17 protein-coding genes are annotated in these 17,323 nt (G+C 43.6%); 13 read left to right on the forward strand and 4 right to left on the reverse strand.

From position 1 onward, the window contains the following. The first annotated feature begins 7 nt into the window (after positions 1–7). Complete coding sequence (locus CEF20_RS05110; protein WP_100330783.1) at positions 8–316, forward strand: YlaH-like family protein; 309 nt, start codon at positions 8–10, stop codon at positions 314–316. A gap of 232 nt (positions 317–548) precedes the next feature. Here CEF20_RS05110 and CEF20_RS05115 read toward each other — a convergent pair whose 3' ends face one another. Next, the gene (locus CEF20_RS05115; RefSeq protein WP_100330784.1) at positions 549–761 is read right to left on the reverse strand and encodes a YlaI family protein; all 213 of its coding nucleotides are present in this window, start codon (positions 759–761) and stop codon (positions 549–551) included. A 229-nt stretch (positions 762–990) separates the two neighbouring features. On the opposite strand from CEF20_RS05115, the gene CEF20_RS16540 reads away from it, so the two are divergent. Continuing rightward, positions 991–1,140 (forward strand): PNPOx family protein, encoded by a 150-nt coding sequence (locus CEF20_RS16540; RefSeq protein ID WP_157796201.1) that lies wholly within the window; start codon positions 991–993, stop codon positions 1,138–1,140. Positions 1,141–1,325: 185 nt separating this feature from the next. Beyond that, on the forward strand, positions 1,326–1,478 hold the full coding sequence (locus CEF20_RS05120; protein WP_232713379.1) for a PNPOx family protein: 153 nt from the start codon (positions 1,326–1,328) through the stop codon (positions 1,476–1,478). Between the two features lie 44 nt (positions 1,479–1,522). On the opposite strand, the gene CEF20_RS05125 is transcribed toward CEF20_RS05120, so the two are convergent. Then, positions 1,523–2,140, reverse strand: a complete 618-nt coding sequence (locus tag CEF20_RS05125; RefSeq protein WP_232713466.1) for a YhcN/YlaJ family sporulation lipoprotein — start codon at positions 2,138–2,140, stop codon at positions 1,523–1,525. Between the two features lie 164 nt (positions 2,141–2,304). Between CEF20_RS05125 and CEF20_RS05130 the strand changes: the two genes are divergently transcribed. The 3 genes from CEF20_RS05130 (at position 2,305) to CEF20_RS17040 (ending at position 5,172) form a co-directional block, all read left to right on the forward strand. Then, positions 2,305–3,633: a PhoH family protein gene (locus CEF20_RS05130; protein ID WP_100330786.1), complete on the forward strand. Its 1,329-nt coding sequence runs from the start codon at positions 2,305–2,307 to the stop codon at positions 3,631–3,633. Between the two features lie 203 nt (positions 3,634–3,836). Beyond that, the gene (locus CEF20_RS05135; RefSeq protein ID WP_100330787.1) at positions 3,837–4,940 is read left to right on the forward strand and encodes an HD-GYP domain-containing protein; all 1,104 of its coding nucleotides are present in this window, start codon (positions 3,837–3,839) and stop codon (positions 4,938–4,940) included. After that, positions 4,927–5,172, forward strand: coding sequence for a hypothetical protein (locus CEF20_RS17040; protein WP_100330788.1), 246 nt, complete (start codon positions 4,927–4,929; stop codon positions 5,170–5,172). The genes CEF20_RS05135 and CEF20_RS17040 overlap by 14 nt, the downstream gene beginning before the upstream one ends. A 217-nt stretch (positions 5,173–5,389) precedes the next feature. Here CEF20_RS17040 and CEF20_RS05145 read toward each other — a convergent pair whose 3' ends face one another. Continuing rightward, complete coding sequence (locus tag CEF20_RS05145) at positions 5,390–5,890, reverse strand: molybdopterin-binding protein (RefSeq protein ID WP_100330789.1); 501 nt, start codon at positions 5,888–5,890, stop codon at positions 5,390–5,392. Positions 5,891–6,054: 164 nt separating this feature from the next. On the opposite strand from CEF20_RS05145, the gene CEF20_RS05150 reads away from it, so the two are divergent. The 3 genes from CEF20_RS05150 to pyc all read left to right on the forward strand — a co-directional run bounded on the left by CEF20_RS05150 (position 6,055) and on the right by pyc (position 11,120). Next, complete coding sequence (locus tag CEF20_RS05150) at positions 6,055–6,336, forward strand: Fpa/YlaN family protein (RefSeq protein WP_100330790.1); 282 nt, start codon at positions 6,055–6,057, stop codon at positions 6,334–6,336. A gap of 114 nt (positions 6,337–6,450) precedes the next feature. Then, positions 6,451–7,608 (forward strand): FtsW/RodA/SpoVE family cell cycle protein, encoded by a 1,158-nt coding sequence (locus CEF20_RS05155; RefSeq protein WP_100330791.1) that lies wholly within the window; start codon positions 6,451–6,453, stop codon positions 7,606–7,608. A gap of 74 nt (positions 7,609–7,682) precedes the next feature. Further along, positions 7,683–11,120 carry a pyruvate carboxylase gene (pyc, locus tag CEF20_RS05160; protein ID WP_100330792.1) on the forward strand — a complete coding sequence of 1,146 codons (3,438 nt, stop codon included), beginning with the start codon at positions 7,683–7,685 and terminating at the stop codon, positions 11,118–11,120. A 188-nt stretch (positions 11,121–11,308) separates the two neighbouring features. On the opposite strand, the gene CEF20_RS05165 is transcribed toward pyc, so the two are convergent. Next, entirely contained in the window at positions 11,309–12,211 is a 903-nt protein-coding gene (locus tag CEF20_RS05165; RefSeq protein ID WP_100330793.1) for a COX15/CtaA family protein, read from the reverse strand. A 497-nt stretch (positions 12,212–12,708) separates the two neighbouring features. On the opposite strand from CEF20_RS05165, the gene cyoE reads away from it, so the two are divergent. The 4 genes from cyoE (at position 12,709) to CEF20_RS05185 (ending at position 17,321) form a co-directional block, all read left to right on the forward strand. Beyond that, positions 12,709–13,635, forward strand: coding sequence for a heme o synthase (cyoE, locus tag CEF20_RS05170; RefSeq protein ID WP_100330794.1), 927 nt, complete (start codon positions 12,709–12,711; stop codon positions 13,633–13,635). Positions 13,636–13,724: 89 nt separating this feature from the next. Further along, positions 13,725–14,804 carry a cytochrome c oxidase subunit II gene (gene coxB, locus CEF20_RS05175; RefSeq protein WP_100330795.1) on the forward strand — a complete coding sequence of 360 codons (1,080 nt, stop codon included), beginning with the start codon at positions 13,725–13,727 and terminating at the stop codon, positions 14,802–14,804. Positions 14,805–14,820: 16 nt separating this feature from the next. Next, positions 14,821–16,692 (forward strand): cytochrome c oxidase subunit I, encoded by a 1,872-nt coding sequence (gene ctaD / locus CEF20_RS05180; RefSeq protein WP_100330796.1) that lies wholly within the window; start codon positions 14,821–14,823, stop codon positions 16,690–16,692. Beyond that, entirely contained in the window at positions 16,692–17,321 is a 630-nt protein-coding gene (locus tag CEF20_RS05185; protein WP_100330797.1) for a cytochrome (ubi)quinol oxidase subunit III, read from the forward strand. The genes ctaD and CEF20_RS05185 overlap by 1 nt, the downstream gene beginning before the upstream one ends. Positions 17,322–17,323 lie beyond the last annotated feature (2 nt).

Here is a 17,323-nt window from a genome sequence, read left to right on the forward strand (position 1 = left end):
GTAGACATTGGAAGGAATCGAGCACGTTGGCCCATTGCTGGGCGCTTTAATTAAGGGGTTAGGGGTAACATGGGCAGTCCGGGTGTATTGGATTGTCATCATCGTTCTATCGATTCTGGTGTACAACCTTGGTTTTGCCAAAAAGCTGTCTCTCGGCAAAAATATCGTGGTGTACATCTCGCTTGTGATCGGTTCATTGTTTTTGTTAATCCTTTCCTACAAGCTGCCCGTTGTGGAAAGTTTATTCGTAGCTGCGCTGGTGCTTGGGGTGTATAAATTCCGATTGCAAATTCATAAAAAAGAAAGCGAAAGTTAAAAGAATTGAACGATCCCCCGAAAAAGAGACTTCTTCAAAAAAGTCCCTTTTTCGGGGGATTCTTATGTCTTGACGCTAGAAACCCTGCTTATAATTCATTCAGATATACGAGCGGAGAGAGACAAGTGAGTTAGACTCTTAATAAAATGACTCCGGCATTATGCCGGAGTCATTGATTGGCGGATTACGTTACCCTGTAGGGCATAATTCATATCGCGAAAAGCGATCTTTTTTATTTTTTCTTTTCCAGCAGCTCTTTGTTTTTTCCGGAGCGGTAAACGTGAAACTTTCCGGTCGCGATGCGGGCTTTCGTTTTTTTAGCGATTCTTTCTTCGCATGTTGGACACATATAAGTATGGATCGGACGATTTCTTAACTTTTTCGCCAGCAGAAGATGATCGTCGAGTTTATTGATTTTTTCGCATAAAATACATTTAACTCTCAAGTGTACTCACCTCGAACATGGTTTCCTTCAGTATATCATGTCCGCAAGAAAATGGCTTGTTGCGCATAAAGAGAATCTTCCAGCACCGGGAAGTTCGGGCATTTAGGTTGTGCGGTCGCCTGGCTGGGTTTATGGGGACCTGCTCTCATTCTTAAATGAGAGCCTTATATGGGAATAAAATTCGCGCAGCTGCAAAGGTTTCATAACATTCGGTTTGAAGAGGCGGACAATGTATAATGATGATAGGAAAGGAGGAAGATGTCTTGGCAAACAGAGATTAATTCCGGAGCTCTTTCGCGCGCTGCCAGAGGAACGTCTGGCAAGTGTGGCTGCCATTGCACATGAAACAGGTGCCCCAGCCATTCACGCCATTTCTTGAATTTACGCTATAAACGAAAACACGATTCGGTTTGCAGCGGAAAGCCGCTCGCGATTGATCAAAAGTACTCGCCGAAACAGATCGTTGGCGATTAACTTTAATGCAAACGATTCTACACATACGGTGACTGGACTGGATGGAGAAGGATGATGGCGGAACCAGCTGATCTTCTTCCTTTAAAGATCATGATTGTTGAAATGGAAATAGCTTACATAAGGGATGTGATGTTCTATGGATCCAAATTCATTGCCGAACCTTGCTATGAGAAAACTTATGATTTGGCAGCGGCTGCAAAATTGGACCCGGAAAATCATGGAGGCTTTAAAACAAGGAGCTGAAGCTTAAGGTTCAGCCCCCCGGTTAAAGAGAGAATAGTCCGCTGTTACTTATGGTGATTGGATTGATCTTCTTGCTCTTTTTCTAACTGGCGATCTTCATTTGGTGATAGTTTGTTCTTCTGCTGCTCGGTCGCATCGTCCGGGGCGTTGTCGCTTTCCGTGATATTTCCAGGGATTTCGGGAATGGTTCGCCCGGCTATGTCGGCCAGTTCGTTGGCCAGACCTTCAATCGGACGGCCGTTTTGAATGTCGCTTCCTATTTCTTGAAGGCGGGCGTAGATATCAGGATCCGCTACGACTAAGGCATTGGCTCCGTAGGGCTGATTTTTTAAGCCTTCTGCAACTGTATATTTGATGGAGCCGACTTCTGAGCGGTCCAAATCATCCTCTACATCAATTCCGACTATGGCGTAATTGCCGGCTGCTACAGCGGTCGCACCCTTTACGCCTGGCATTTCCTTAGCCGTTTGAGCCAAGCGGTTTGACGCTTCCTGAATGGAGATCCGGTCTCTTTCTTCGATCTGTTCATTGTTGACTTTCACTTGACGCGGCTGGTTGTTTTGTCTATTTTCTCTTGGCTCCATTCCTCCTTCTTGATTTTGTGTACAGCCAAAAAGCAGGAATAAAGCGGCGATAGGTAGAATCTTTTTCAATAGGATCACCTCTTTAGTTAATGGTAAGTGCATTTGTTTCATTTCTATTGTGTGAACTTCTTCTATTCTTATTCGCAGGCACATATATTTTTAGCAGCAAGTGCCCAACTGTTTGAACGCAACAAAGCTGATCTTCATATGATAAAAAAAGATGAAAAGCAGGAGGCGTCTCGTTGAGTAAAATTTATGTATTAGATACGAATGTCTTATTACAAGATCCATACGCTATTTTTTCTTTTCAAGAAAATCAAGTAGTGATTCCGGCGGTTGTACTGGAAGAGCTGGATTCGAAAAAAAGGTATATGGATGAAATAGGGAGAAACGCCAGGCTTGTATCGAAAATGATTGATAATCTGCGAGAGACCGGTAAGCTTCATGAAGGGGTAGCCTTGAAAAACGGCGGAAGCTTGCGGATTGAATTGAATCACCGCTCTTTCCAAAGGCTGCAAGAGATATTTATTGAAGTGACAAATGATAACCGCATATTAGCGGTAGCGAAGAATTTATCATTGGAAGAAGAGGAAAAAGAAAATGGCCGAGCGGTCATTTTAGTCAGCAAAGATACGCTTGTCCGGGTGAAAGCGGATGCGCTCAGCTTGCAGGCAGAGGATTATCTAAGCGATAGAGTCATTGAAATGAATGAGATCTATTCAGGTTTCTTGGAGATATATGTATCGAAGGAGACGCTGGATTTATTCTACCAAAAAGGTGAAATATCTCTTTCAGAAGTGGCGAATCATCCCTTCTACCCGAACCAGTTTTTACTGCTGAAAGATGCACTGGGCAGTTCCTCCTCGGCTGTAGGAATCGTCGATAAGAACGCGAAACTCCTGAAAAAACTGCTCTATGATGAAGATATTATCTGGGGAATTAAACCGAGGAATGTTCAGCAAACGATGGCGGTAGAGCTGTTAATGAGACCGGATATCCCCCTCGTGACGATGGCTGGAAAAGCGGGGACAGGCAAAACATTAATCGCACTGGCGGCAGGTCTTTTTCAAACGGAAGATTTGCAGCTGTTTAAAAAGCTGCTCGTTGCCAGGCCCATTGTCCCAGTCGGCAAAGATATTGGCTATTTGCCCGGTGAAAAGCAAGAAAAGCTGCGTCCTTGGGTACAGCCTATTTATGATAATTTAGAGTATTTATTCAATACCCAAAAATCTGGAGAGATTGATCAAATCTTAGCTGGCTTAAATTCTGTCGAGGTCGAAGCGCTTACCTATATTCGCGGCCGAAGCATCCCCGAGCAGTATATTATTATCGATGAGGCGCAGAATTTAACGAAGCATGAAGTGAAGACGATTTTAACGAGAGTTGGCGAGCGCAGCAAAATTGTGCTGATGGGAGATACCGCTCAAATTGATCACCCTTATTTGGATGAATATAATAACGGGCTGACATACGCCATTGAGAAATTTAAAGAGCAGCCGGTTTCCGGGCATATTAAATTAATGAAAGGGGAAAGGTCGGGTTTAGCGCAGCTGGCAGCCGATATCTTATAAAAAAGCATCCTTCAGCAGAATTAACGTTGACGTTAATTCTGTTTTTCTTTTTTTAAAAGATGTCAGGTCATGTCGAAAAAAGGCCTGTTTTATAAGAAATATATGTTAAAATGAAACAAAGATAATCCATTTTATCAGACTTTTGTATTTGATTGCGATGATGAAAAGCTAGTCCTTGGGAGAAAGATGAGGTTTGTAGATCAATGAGACTAATAGCCGTTTCTGCTTTACGGGAAGGTGTGATTTTAGCAAAGCCGGTTTTGAATGATGCTGGTCAAATACTGGTAAACCGCGGCATGCCTCTTTCCATGAAAATGATTGTCAGGCTCCAAAAGCTTGGCATTACTTTTGTGTACATAGAAGATGAAGTAACAAAGGATATCATGATCCGCCCTGCTATTACGGAAAAAACGCGCAGAGAAGCCATGGGAGTCATGAAAGCATCCTTTGATCAAATCGTAGATCAGCATAAAATATCAAAAAAGTTTTCGTTTGCTCAAATGGAGCGGCAGTTTACAAGCGTTGTGAGGGATATACTTGATCAAGTGAAGGAGCATAAAGAGGCAGTATCGCTGCTGTCAGAAGTGTGCGCGCATGATAACTACATCTTATCTCATTCATTGAATGTCACAATCTATAGTTTAGCCCTGAGCATAAAGTTAAAAAAATTCAGCCCAAAGCAGCTGGAGGAAATTGGTCTTGGGGCAATGCTTCATGATGTCGGAAAGCTGTTTATCTCAACAGCTATTCTTAAAAAACCTTCTAGACTGACAGAGGATGAATTCAATGAAGTTAAAAAACATACTGAACTGGGCTTTGAATTGTTAAGAAGAGAATATAATATTCCTCTTACAGTCGCCCATTGCGCCTATCAGCATCATGAAAGGCTGAACGGCAGCGGCTATCCCCGCGGGCTTAAGGAGAAAGATATTCATCCCTATGGAAAGATTATCGGCATTACCGATGTGTATGATGCGGTCACATCAAACAGAGTTTATAGAAGAGCGATGCTGCCGCATGAGGGGCTGGAAATTTTATACGCCGGTGCCAGCAGCGAATTTGATCAAGGATTAATTGAAGCGTTCAGGAAATCAATTGTTATCTATCCAAATGGCTTGACCGTACATTTAAATGATGGGAGAAAGGGGGTTATTCTCCGGCAGACGCCAAATATTAGTGACCGGCCTGTCGTGCTGATTTTGGAGGAAGGTCAAGATACATTAGCCCATCCATATGAGCTCGATCTGTCACAAAATCATTCGGTATTAATCAGCGAGACAGATACAACCTTACTTGGAAAGAGATAAATCAGCGGATAAAGCGAGCCGCGAACGAATCGGACATGCAGGTGCCGCGGCCTCCCGCTTAGACTTTTTTGTTCCCCGCTCCGTTCTTGCAGTGAAAGTCTTATGTCACCTAACATGCCGGTTGAAAAAGATTGAGCGCCTGCTAAAGAACATGATCATACGGCGCTGCTCGCTGCACTCGCTTGCCATGAACGGACATTCTTCCAGACTGTATGCCCAGTCGGACAAGTGATTGCAAGTTGGGCTGAAGATTGGAAATCATGCTGCTTGTTCACTTAAAAGAAGAAACCGGGACAAAGGGTTTTCAGCTCAAAAAAAGCCGAACTATTATTTAGAACTCTCCTTCAGAGTTTCGTAATAGTTCGGTTTTATTGTTTCTCATATTTTTATTAAACACAATGCTTCGGCTTTATGACAGCAAATTTAGTTAGGTCGCAGCCTCGCTGTTATTATTCAATCCGAAAGGCCTGTACGTTTCGGATCGCGTTGTGCCGGTTAGTGCCGTCCTTAAAGAGAATATGAACGGGACCGTCTTCCCGGAGCGGCTTTCCATCCTTTGAAAACGCTAAAATGATATTGCCGGCCTCAGCGATCGGCCACTGCATGTCTCCATCTTTCGTTTCAGCGATCAGCTGAGCGGCGTCTTCCAAAGGTTCAGCATTTTTTAGAAAAGGCTCGAACGGAACACCGAATGAACCGGTAAGCACTTTCTCTTTTTCATATTTTTTCTCGGATTTGATGGTCGGGGGCGAAACAGCGCCTTCGCGAATTTCTTTATCCCAATATTTAGAGATTTTCTTCGTATATTCTTCCTCATTTTCTTGCGGATCTGCATCATTCATATCAAAATATGTATGTAAATCAATGCGGCGATCATCAAAAATCCACACGCTGGGATCCAATGTAACCGGAAACTTCACTTTCCCTTTAATAGGAATTATATTGTTCATCTGGCTTCCTCCTAGAAATGAAATCATCCTCTACAGTTCAAGTATAGCGCTTTCGCCTTAGATTGTCAGGAGACAAATGAAAATCCCTTGCAAATAAGTGCGATTAACGATAAAATTTTAAATTATAGTCAATCCATTGATGCTTGGAACAGGGGGAGTTATAAATGGCGTCTGAAATGAAAGTCAATCACAGGGAAAAAGCCTACTCTCTATTGGAAGCAGACGCAGAAAAAATTTTGCGCCTCATTAAGGTTCAAATGGACAACTTAACGATGCCCCAGTGCCCTCTTTATGAAGAAGTGCTGGATACTCAAATGTTTGGCTTATCCCGTGAAATAGATTTTGCTATACGTTTAGGATTAGTTGATGAAAAAGATGGAAAGGAATTGATTGATTCACTCGAAAGAGAATTATCAGCTCTCCATGATGCATCTACTGAACGGTAAACGTTCATGAAACTCAAACAGAAACAATGCCGTTTGAGTTTTTTTACATAGAGCGACGCATTTCCAAATAAAGCGCTAAATGTTATAAGATGTCATAGAGATGGGAAGATTAACATGTGGAAAAAAATCTTAAAATCTTACGATTATACTTTAATAGCCGTGTTTTCTTTGCTTTGTTTGTTTGGGCTGATGATGATTTACAGCGCCAGTTCTGTTACAGCTGTTCATCGCTATGACGTATCGAGCGAATATTTTTATAATAAACAAAAGATTTTTCTGCTGATTTCGTTCGTTTTCTTCATTGGCGCAGCCGTTTTTCCTTATAAAGCCTATAAAAATAGTAAATTTCTATTGATTTGTGTGCTGGGCATTTTAGGATCGCTGATTCTATTAATGTTTTTCGGTACGGTTTCGAATAACGCCCAAAGCTGGTTTCGAATCGGAGGACTCTCCATCCAGCCGTCAGAATTCGCTAAGCTGGTTGTTATTATTTATATGTCAGCGGTCTATGCGAAAAAGCAAAAGTATATTAACTCATTTAACAAAGGGGTTATTCCCCCGGTTATGCTCTTGATTGTCCTCTGTATGGTTATCGCTATTCAGCCGGATTTCGGCACAGCGTTCATAATATTTGTGATTGGATGTACGATTATTGTATGTTCAGGCATGAAGCTTAAAAGCATGTGGAAGCTTATTGTTTTAGCTTCCATGATAGCCGTTATCTTATCGCCTTTAGCGATTTGGAAAAAGGATCAAATCTTTACCGAAAAGAAAATCAGCCGCTTCACTGGCTACTTAGATCCATTCGAACATAAAGAAGGAGACGGGTACCAGCTTGTTAATTCCTACCTGGCTATTGGCACTGGCGGAATAACAGGGACAGGCCTTGGACAAAGCATCCAAAAGCTCGGTTATTTGCCGGAGCCGCACACGGACTTTATCATGTCAGTGATTGCTGAAGAGCTAGGGGTCATTGGGGTTCTTATTGTGATCGGCGGGTTAAGCTTTATCGTGCTGAAAGGAATTTTTATCTCCATAAAATGCAGAGATCCGTTTGGATCGATGATGGCGGTCGGGATTGCCAGTATGATTGCTATCCAGTCAGGCATCAATCTTGGCGGTGTCACAGGCTTAATCCCAATTACAGGTGTCACTCTTCCTTTTATTAGTTATGGAGGGACTTCACTTATCCTTCTGTCCATTTCAATGGGGATTCTCGTGAACATTGCCATGTTCGTTAAATATGAAAAACTATTTAAAAATTCACAATGATGATAATAAAAAGGTTCAATGTTTTGAACCTTTTTATATATATTTACTAACACCTGACAGGGGGAAAGATTAAGATGAGACAAATCAGTAAAGTGCTGGTTGCGAACAGGGGAGAAATTGCTATCCGTGTGTTTCGTGCCTGTACGGAGTTAAATATCCGCACTGTGGCTATTTATTCAAAAGAGGATTCAGGCTCCTATCATCGCTACAAAGCTGATGAAGCCTATCTTGTAGGAGAAGGAAAAAAACCAATTGATGCTTATTTAGATATTGAAGGAATCATAGAAATTGCTAAGCAATCAGAGGTAGATGCGATTCACCCGGGCTATGGTTTTTTGTCAGAAAATATCGACTTCGCCAGACGGTGTGAAGAGGAGGGCATCATTTTTGTCGGCCCTCATTCTAAACATCTGGATATGTTTGGTGATAAAGTAAAAGCCCGAACGCAAGCTCAACTGGCGGACATCCCGGTCATCCCGGGTACAGACGGCCCGGTATCCGACCTTGAGGAAGTCGTTGAGTTCGGCAAGAAGCACGGGTTCCCTATTATCATTAAAGCAGCATTGGGCGGCGGCGGCCGCGGCATGCGCATTGTCAAAAGTGTGGATGAAGTGAAGGAAGCCTTCGAGCGTGCGAAGTCCGAAGCCAAAGCGGCTTTCGGAAGCAGCGAAGTATATGTTGAGAAATTTGTTCAGAATCCTAAGCATATTGAAGTGCAAATATTAGGCGATCATGAGGGCAATATCATTCACTTATATGAACGGGACTGCTCGGTGCAGCGCCGCCATCAAAAGGTCGTTGAAGTGGCTCCATGCGTATCGATATCAGAAGATTTGCGCAACAGGATTTGTGAAGCGGCCGTTAAGTTGATGCAGAATGTCCAATATATTAATGCGGGTACGGTTGAGTTTCTTGTAGCCGGCGATGAATTTTACTTTATTGAAGTCAACCCGCGAGTGCAAGTGGAGCATACCATTACTGAAATGGTAACCGGAATTGATATTGTTCAATCGCAAATTCTTATTGCTGAAGGACACTCCCTGCACAGTGAAAAAGTGGGCATCCCAGCCCAAGAGGACATATATGTCCACGGTTATGCGATTCAATCACGGGTAACGACAGAAGATCCGTTAAACGGATTCATGCCTGATACCGGAAAAATTATGGCGTACCGCTCCGGAGGCGGCTTCGGAGTTCGCTTAGACGCCGGAAACGGCTTCCAGGGGGCGGTGATCACTCCGTATTACGATTCCCTGCTCGTCAAGGTTTCTACTTGGGCGCTTTCGTTTGAGCAAGCGGCATCGAAAATGGTCCGCAACCTGCAAGAATTTCGGATTCGCGGCATTAAAACCAACATTCCATTTCTTGAAAATGTCATGCGTCACCCTAATTTCGTCACAGGCAAATATGATACTTCTTTCATTGACTCTACGCCAGAATTATTTATCTTTTCTAAAAGAAAAGACCGCGGGACAAAAATGCTGAATTATATTGGCAATGTGACCATCAATGGCTTCCCGGGAATCGGAAAGAAGAAAAAGCCGGTCTTTGAAAAACCCGTTGTACCAAAACTGAAATTTTCCGAGCCCATAAAGCCGGGAACGAAGCAAATTCTTGATGAGCAAGGTGCGAATGGTTTAGTTGATTGGGTTAAATCAAGGAAAGAAGTGCTGTTAACCGATACGACATTCCGCGATGCGCATCAGTCCTTGCTGGCGACGCGCGTGCGCACGAATGATTTAACCCATATTGCGGAGCCAACAGCTAAATTGCTTCCGGAATTATTTTCCATGGAGATGTGGGGAGGAGCTACATTCGATGTTTCTTACCGCTTCTTAAAGGAAGATCCATGGAAGCGTCTGATCGCTTTAAGAGAACAAATACCAAACGTGCTGTTTCAAATGCTTCTGCGCGCTTCAAATGCGGTTGGCTACAAAAACTATCCGGATAATGTGATTCGGGAGTTTGTGCAAAAATCGGCGGAAGCAGGAATTGATGTATTCCGAATTTTTGATAGTTTGAACTGGATTAAAGGAATGGAAGTGGCGATTGATGCGGTTCGTCAAGCCGGAAAGATTGCGGAAGGAACGATTTGTTACACAGGGGATATTGATGATCCTCACCGCACGAAGTACGATGTTCAATACTATAAGCAGATGGCGAAAGAGCTGGAAAACCAAGGAGCGCATATTCTTGGCATTAAGGATATGGCCGGTCTGTTAAAGCCGCAAGCGGCATACCGCTTGATTTCTGAACTGAAAGAAACGATTGATATTCCAATTCACCTTCATTCTCACGATACGAGCGGAAACGGTATTTATATGTACGCCAAGGCCATTGAAGCAGGCGTGGACATCGTGGACGTAGCGGTCAGTACGATGGCCGGCTTAACATCACAGCCGAGCGCAGACACATTATGCTATGCCTTAAAGGGCACGGACAGAGAGCCATCCGTTCATATTGAGGGGCTGGAGCAATTGTCCCATTATTGGGAAGGAGTCCGCAAATATTATCAAGAATTTGAAAGCGGTATGATGTCGCCTCACACAGAAATTTATAAGCATGAAATGCCTGGAGGCCAATACAGCAATTTGCAGCAGCAGGCCAAGGCTGTCGGATTAGGAGATCGCTGGGAAGAAGTAAAGGATATGTACAGTCGAGTAAACCTGATGTTCGGCGATATCGTGAAAGTAACGCCTTCATCGAAAGTGGTTGGAGATATGGCGCTGTTCATGGTACAAAACGACTTATCAGAAGAAGATGTCTTAACAAAAGGAGATAAGATTGACTTTCCGGACTCCGTGATTGAATTTTTTGAGGGCTTCCTCGGCCAGCCGTACGGAGGATTTCCTAAAGAGCTGCAAAAAGTAATCTTAAAGGGGAAAGAACCCATTACTGTGCGCCCAGGCGAGCTGCTGAAAGAGGTCGATTTTAAGGCGCTGCGCGATGAATTGTTTAACGAATTAGGACGTCAGGTGACCAGCCATGATGTGATAGCCTATGCGCTATATCCGAAGGTCTTCTTAGATTATAATCGGACCATTGAACAGTTCGGAGATGTGTCCAAGCTTGATACGCCAACATTCCTCTATGGAATGAGACTGGGTGAAGAAATAGAAGTGGAGATTGAAAAGGGGAAAACATTAATTGTTAAGCTGGTTTCGATCGGCCAGCCGCAAGCGGACGGCACCCGCGTCGTTTACTTCGAACTGAACGGGCAGCCGCGGGAAGTAGTCATCAAAGATGAAAGCATTAAATCAGCTGTCGCATCAAAGGTGAAAGCAGATCCTAAAAACGAAAGTCATATTGCCGCTACAATGCCTGGAACGGTGATCAAGGTAATTGCAGAAAAAGGCGAGAAGGTTAATCGTGGTGACCATTTAATGATCACAGAAGCGATGAAGATGGAAACAACCGTGCAAGCTCCGTTTTCAGGGGTCGTCAAGAACATTTATGTGCAAAATGGAGAAGCCATTTCTACAGGGGATTTATTAATAGAACTGGAGAAATAATGAAAATGCAGCAGGCTTTTAGGCCTGCTGCATTTTCATTATTTCATAGATTAAGAGAGATTTTCTGTTTACTCCGCAGTAAGACTGCCAATTAAGAATTGGAGGAAAACCCAAGTCTAAGTGTGACACTGCGCATCTACATGCCGGTTTGTTCAATGAACCAGCAGCAGGGGGTTTAGAGGTTCCCTTTACTTTGTCGTGCTTCTAGAGATTAATAGAATAAAATAACACAGCAATCCGAACAGACAAGAAATAAACAAGGCATGCGCAAGAGCAATATATAGATTAAGTTGTGTATAAATCACAAGAGCGCCAGCAGCCACTTGAAGAAGGACAAGACCGAAAGCAATGAACCATCCCCAGTATATCACCCGCTGGCCTTTATAATGCTTAAAGGCCAGCCAAGTAATGTAGGCGATCCAGACAAAAATCAAGCCAGCAGCGAAGCGGTGCCCCATCTGTATCCATTGATATGTATTAAGCGGAAGTCCCGGACTGCTATTCAAGCAAAGCGGCCAATCCGGGCAAGTGAGACTGGCATTCGTATGCCGAACAAGAGCGCCGGTATAAACGACTAAATAACTGTATAATGTCACACCGATTGTATGCCTTTTCATGCGCTTGCCGATCTTGAGAGATGAAGCATCAAACTTTTGGTCCACTTCAAAAATGAGCAAAGTGAGCAGCAATACAGCAGAAAATGAAATGAGCGAAATTCCGAAATGAAGCGCGAGCACAAAGTCTGATTGCCCCCACATAACTGCGGCAGCTCCGATTAACGCTTGCGCAAATAAAAAGAAAAAAGATAAGAACGCTAAGAATTTCGTCTCTCTTTTGTGGCCGATTATCCGCCAAGAAGCAACGGCCAGTGCCAGAACTAGGATGCCGACAACTCCGGAAACAAGCCTATGAGCTAATTCAATCACCGTTTCTGCCGTTATGTCATCCGGAATGAATTGACCGTGGCAAAGCGGCCAGTCTCTGCCGCAGCCGAGCTCAGAACCGGTTTTTGTAACGAGCGCTCCGCCAAGCAATACGAACAGCATGCCAAGTGTTGTCAATACTGCCAGCCATTTTAATGAGCGTTGCATGTTATTCACCTTCTTATTATAAATACTGTTTTATCCCGCATGTAAGAAGCCGGGGGCGTCCCCTGAGAAAGGAGCGGGGAGCTAAAGGAATAAGCGGTAAACGAACCAAAATGCCCGAACCTCCCAATATTTGAAGGTTCACTTTATAAAAAGCATGCATCCCCTCGATAATACAGAAGATAATGGAAAATGACAACTTGTAAAATTGTGTGAAACTGATATGCTTGAATATGACAATATTATTCATTTTTACGATTGTCTGGATCTGATTTCCTAAATCTCCACTTATTATCACCCTGTAAAATAGAGGCGAGGGATCTGGCACTTGAATGTCCGACACAAATTCGCCATAATTAGTTCGTGGGATGTTCACAAAATCGTTGACAAATATGATTAAATATTGAATTGACAGACAATAGAATAAAAGGAAAATTGTCTCATGGTATAGAAATACAGAGCTCAATCATTTATATTAGAATTAAGTTTGCTTTTTATGAATGAGAGGGGGGGAGAAGTTGTCACGTGCCGCAACTACAATGGGGAAAACAGGACTTCCAGAGACCACTGCCATAAAGGATTTTATGGCATTAATTAAAATAGGAATTGTGAATTCCAATATCATCACTATTTTTACCGGGATGTGGCTGGCTTTTGTTTTAAATGGTCTGCACTTTCTGCAGCACCTTGATATCATGTTTTATACTTTGCTCGGATCCTCACTGATTATTGCAGGGTCTGCTGCCTTGAATAACTATATTGACAGGGATATTGATCCGCTGATGGAGAGAACGAAAGGCCGCCCGACAGTAACAGGAAGAATCAGCTATCCGAAAGTGCTGGCGACAGGTCTTTTATTTATTATAATTGGCGCGGGTCTGCTGTTTTTAACTACTGCTGCAGCAGGCATCATTGGCTTGATTGGCGTGTTTAGCTATGTTGTTCTTTATTCCATGTGGTCCAAGCGAAAACACGTCAGCAACACGATTGTAGGAAGCATTTCCGGCGCTGTGCCGCCGCTTATTGGCTGGGCAGCTGTCGATCCGGATCTCAGCAGAATGGCATGGATGCTTTTTTTGATCATGTTCATTTGGCAGCCGCCGCATTTCTATGCGCTGGCGATGAAGCGCTGCGAGGAATACCGGGCGGCAAGCATACCTATGCTGCCTGTAGTGAAAGGGTTTGCAACAACAAAACGGCATATGATGATATGGGTGATGGCGTTGCTTCCGCTGCCTTTTTTTATGACAGCCTTAGGCACACCTTTTGTCGTGCTTGCTACAATTTTAAATGTTGGCTGGCTTGCTCTTGGATTTTCCGGGTATAGGATGAAGGATGATCTGAAATGGGCAAAATGGATGTTTGTTTATTCTTTGCAATATTTGACGATTATGTTTGTAGCGATGGTGATCTTCACTGTCGTTTAAAATAGGGAGTTCTTTCTTTGTTAAAGAAATCCACATATAAGCTCATTTTCATTTCAGAATTTAATTAGAAAGAGGGGTTGAATGAAGCTATGAAAGATAGGCTAACTAAATGGCGTCTGCTTTCTGTGTTTGTGGTGTTGACGCTGGTTCTGTCTGGCTGTGGTGAACCGTTTCTTTCCGCGCTGGTACCCGGCGGAGAAGTTGCTCAAAAGCAATTTGACTTAATGATTTTGAGTACGGTTATCATGGTGCTAGTTATTGTAGCAGTTTTCGTTATCTTTGTTATTGCTCTTTTCCGCTTCCGCCGCAAAAAAGGCGAGGAAAACAAAATTCCAAAGCAAGTAGAAGGAAGTCACTTGCTGGAGATTGTCTGGACTGTTATTCCAATTATCCTTCTTTTAATTCTAGCCGTGCCGACCGTTAAAGCAACATTTGATTTGGCGGATGTGAAAGAAATGGATGAAAAGAACAAGGACGGCAAGCGTGACGCGCTAGTCGTGAATGTGAGAGCCAATCTTTACTGGTGGGAGTTTGAATACCCAGACCAAAAAGTCATCACGGGTCAAGACCTCGTCGTTCCAACAGATCAAAAAGTATACTTTAATTTGAAGGCTTCGGATGTTAAGCATTCATTCTGGATTCCTGCAGCTGGAGGAAAGATGGATACGAATGTGGATAACGTCAACAAGTTCTGGCTGACATTTGACAGTGAGAAAGCCGCGGAAGCTGAAAATGTCTTCTATGGAAAATGTGCGGAGCTTTGCGGCCCTTCCCATGCGCTGATGGATTTTAAAGTAAAGGCGATTCCTCAGGATGAATTCCAGCAATGGATGAGTGACATGAAAACAGCTAAAGAGGAAAAACCAACGGACCCGACAGCTGCTCAAGGGCAGCAGATTTTTGAAAAGAACTGCTTGAGCTGTCACGCTGTCACGCCTCAAGACAGCCGTCCTGAACAAGCTAGAACGGCTCCTAACTTAGCCAACTTTGGCGAGCGAACTCGAGTGGCCGGAATTCTGGATCACAATGAAGAAGAACTGAAAAATTGGATTCGCGATCCAGAGAAATACAAGCCGGGCAATAAAATGACTGGCACGTATAAAAACATGTCTGAAGAAGAACTGGATCAATTAGCAGCATACTTAATGAGCTTAAAAGTTCAAGACTAAAAAGGAGGTAAAGCCGTTGAGTACCATTGCACAAAAAAAAGGTTTCGCGGGAACTATTTGGGACTATTTAACGACAGTTGACCATAAGAAAATTGCGATCCTTTACCTAATTGCAGGCGGAATTTTCTTCCTCATGGGCGGTGTTGAGGCCATGTTGATTCGAATTCAGCTTGCAGTACCGAACAATGATTTTGTCAGTGCCGGACTATTTAACGAGATCCTTACCATGCACGGCACCACGATGATATTCTTAGCAGCGATGCCGTTGCTGTTTGCTTTCATGAACGCGGTCATGCCGCTTCAAATCGGTGCCCGTGATGTGGCTTTTCCGTTCTTAAATGCATTAGGTTTTTGGCTGTTCTTTTTCGGCGGATTATTTTTAAACTTATCTTGGTTCCTTGGCGGAGCCCCTGATGCGGGATGGACTTCTTACGCTTCCCTGTCACTGGCGTCTGAAGGCCACGGAATTGATTTCTATCTTCTTGGTCTGCAAGTATCCGGATTCGGTACGCTGATCGGGGGAATTAACTTCCTCGTTACGATTATTAACATGCGCGCTCCAGGTATGACCTATATGAGAATGCCGTTATTCACATGGACAACTTTTGTGGCGTCTGCCTTAATTTTATTCGCATTTCCGCCGCTGACCATCGGTATTTTCATGCTGATGTTTGACCGTTTATTCGGCGCAAACTTTTTTGATGTCGCTGCTGGCGGAAACACGATTATCTGGGAGCATTTCTTCTGGATCTTTGGTCACCCGGAAGTGTACATTCTAATATTGCCGGCGTTCGGTATTTTCTCTGAGATTTTTGCAACGTTTTCCAGAAAACGATTGTTCGGATATTCTTCAATGGTATTTGCCACTGTGCTGATCGGTTTCCTAGGCTTCATGGTTTGGGCTCACCACATGTTTACTACCGGTATGGGTCCGGTTGCCAACGCGATCTTTGCGGTTGCAACAATGGCCATTGCGGTGCCAACAGGAATTAAAATCTTTAACTGGCTGCTGACGATCTGGGGAGGAAGCATTCAGTTTACAACGCCGATGCTGTATGCTGTTGCCTTTATCCCTTCGTTCGTTGCTGGTGGGGTAACAGGTGTCATGCAGGCCGCAGCTCCGGCGGATTACCAGTATCATGATACGTATTTTATCGTGGCTCACTTCCACTATGTAATTGTCGGTGGGGTCGTGTTAGGTATTTTAGCCGCAACCCATTTCTATTGGCCGAAAATGTTTGGAACGATGCTGAATGAGACATTGGGCAAAATCACGTTCGTCACATTCGTTTTAGGGTTCCATTTAACCTTCTTCGTACAGCATTTTCTTGGATTGATGGGAATGCCTCGCCGCGTGTGGACATTCCTTCCTGGCCAAGGTTTGGATACGGGAAACTTAGTCAGCTCGATCGGCGCTGCCTGTATGGCATTTGGCGTCATTGTCCTATTGCTGAACATTGTCATTACGACCGTGAAGAACGAAAAAGTTGGAAACGATCCGTGGGGAGATGGACGTACGCTTGAATGGGCTATCGCTTCACCGCCTCCATTCTATAATTTTAAGCAATTACCGCTCGTTCGCGGGTTAGACACGTATTGGATTGAAAAGATGGAAGGCAAAAAAGGCTTAACGCCGGCTGAACCGCTTGGGGACATTCATATGCCAAATCCATCGATTGCCCCATTTATCATTTCTTTCGGATTATTTGTTGCTTCTTTCGGAGCTATGTATCAAATTGATGATAAGCCGTGGGCTATTCCGGTATTAATTGGGGGATTGGCGATTACATTCATCACGATGCTAATCCGTTCTATTAAGGATGATCATGGCTTCCATATCCATAAAGAGGATTTAATTGAGGAGAAAGATAAGGGGGTTAAGGCATAATGCAAGCGAATGAAAAGTTCACGCCCCAAACTTGGCCCGAAGCGCCTGAGAAAGCGACCCTTGAAGGGAAAAATAAATTCTTAGGCTTCTGGTTCTTTCTGGGAGGAGAGACCGTTTTATTCGCCTCTCTCTTTGCCACTTACATCGCGCTGAAGGATAAGGTGCCAAGTCCGGATCACGCATTGGCAAAAGACTTATTCCAGCTTCCGTTAGTGTTTGTGATGACGATGCTGCTTTTAACGAGTTCATTGACAAGCGTCTATGCTATGTATCATATGAAAAACTATAATTTCAAGCGGATGCAGGCTTGGCTGCTGTTTACGGTGATCCTTGGTTTAGGATTCCTTGGCTGTGAAATTTACGAGTTTGTTCATTACTATAAAGAATACAATCACACATTTACGAGCAGTGCATTTGGATCAGCATTCTACACATTAGTCGGATTCCATGGTGCCCACGTCATTTTTGGGCTATCGTGGATCATCACGTTGATGGTTCGTAACGCAGGTCGAGGATTAAACCTTTACAACGCGCCTAAATTTTATTTGGCAAGCCTTTACTGGCACTTTATCGACGTTGTATGGGTATTCATCTTTACTGTAGTATACTTAATGGGAATGGTGGGATAATT

The sequence above is a fragment of the Bacillus xiapuensis genome (assembly GCF_002797355.1).
Classification (GTDB): Bacteria; Bacillota; Bacilli; order Bacillales; family Domibacillaceae; genus Bacillus_CE; species Bacillus_CE xiapuensis.

What these genes read in the sequence shown, in the direction of transcription:
- coxB (WP_100330795.1), top strand. Translation starts at nt 13,725, where the DNA reads ATGAAAGATAGGCTAACTAAATGGCGTCTGCTTTCTGTGTTTGTGGTG.
- CEF20_RS05135 (WP_100330787.1), top strand. Translation starts at nt 3,837, where the DNA reads ATGAGACTAATAGCCGTTTCTGCTTTACGGGAAGGTGTGATTTTAGCA.
- CEF20_RS16540 (WP_157796201.1), top strand. Translation starts at nt 991, where the DNA reads ATGTATAATGATGATAGGAAAGGAGGAAGATGTCTTGGCAAACAGAGA.
- CEF20_RS05185 (WP_100330797.1), top strand. Translation starts at nt 16,692, where the DNA reads ATGCAAGCGAATGAAAAGTTCACGCCCCAAACTTGGCCCGAAGCGCCT.
- CEF20_RS05145 (WP_100330789.1), bottom strand. Translation starts at nt 5,890, where the DNA reads ATGAACAATATAATTCCTATTAAAGGGAAAGTGAAGTTTCCGGTTACA.
- CEF20_RS05155 (WP_100330791.1), top strand. Translation starts at nt 6,451, where the DNA reads ATGTGGAAAAAAATCTTAAAATCTTACGATTATACTTTAATAGCCGTG.
- CEF20_RS05150 (WP_100330790.1), top strand. Translation starts at nt 6,055, where the DNA reads ATGGCGTCTGAAATGAAAGTCAATCACAGGGAAAAAGCCTACTCTCTA.
- cyoE (WP_100330794.1), top strand. Translation starts at nt 12,709, where the DNA reads ATGAGAGGGGGGGAGAAGTTGTCACGTGCCGCAACTACAATGGGGAAA.
- pyc (WP_100330792.1), top strand. Translation starts at nt 7,683, where the DNA reads ATGAGACAAATCAGTAAAGTGCTGGTTGCGAACAGGGGAGAAATTGCT.
- CEF20_RS05120 (WP_232713379.1), top strand. Translation starts at nt 1,326, where the DNA reads ATGATTGTTGAAATGGAAATAGCTTACATAAGGGATGTGATGTTCTAT.
- CEF20_RS05165 (WP_100330793.1), bottom strand. Translation starts at nt 12,211, where the DNA reads ATGCAACGCTCATTAAAATGGCTGGCAGTATTGACAACACTTGGCATG.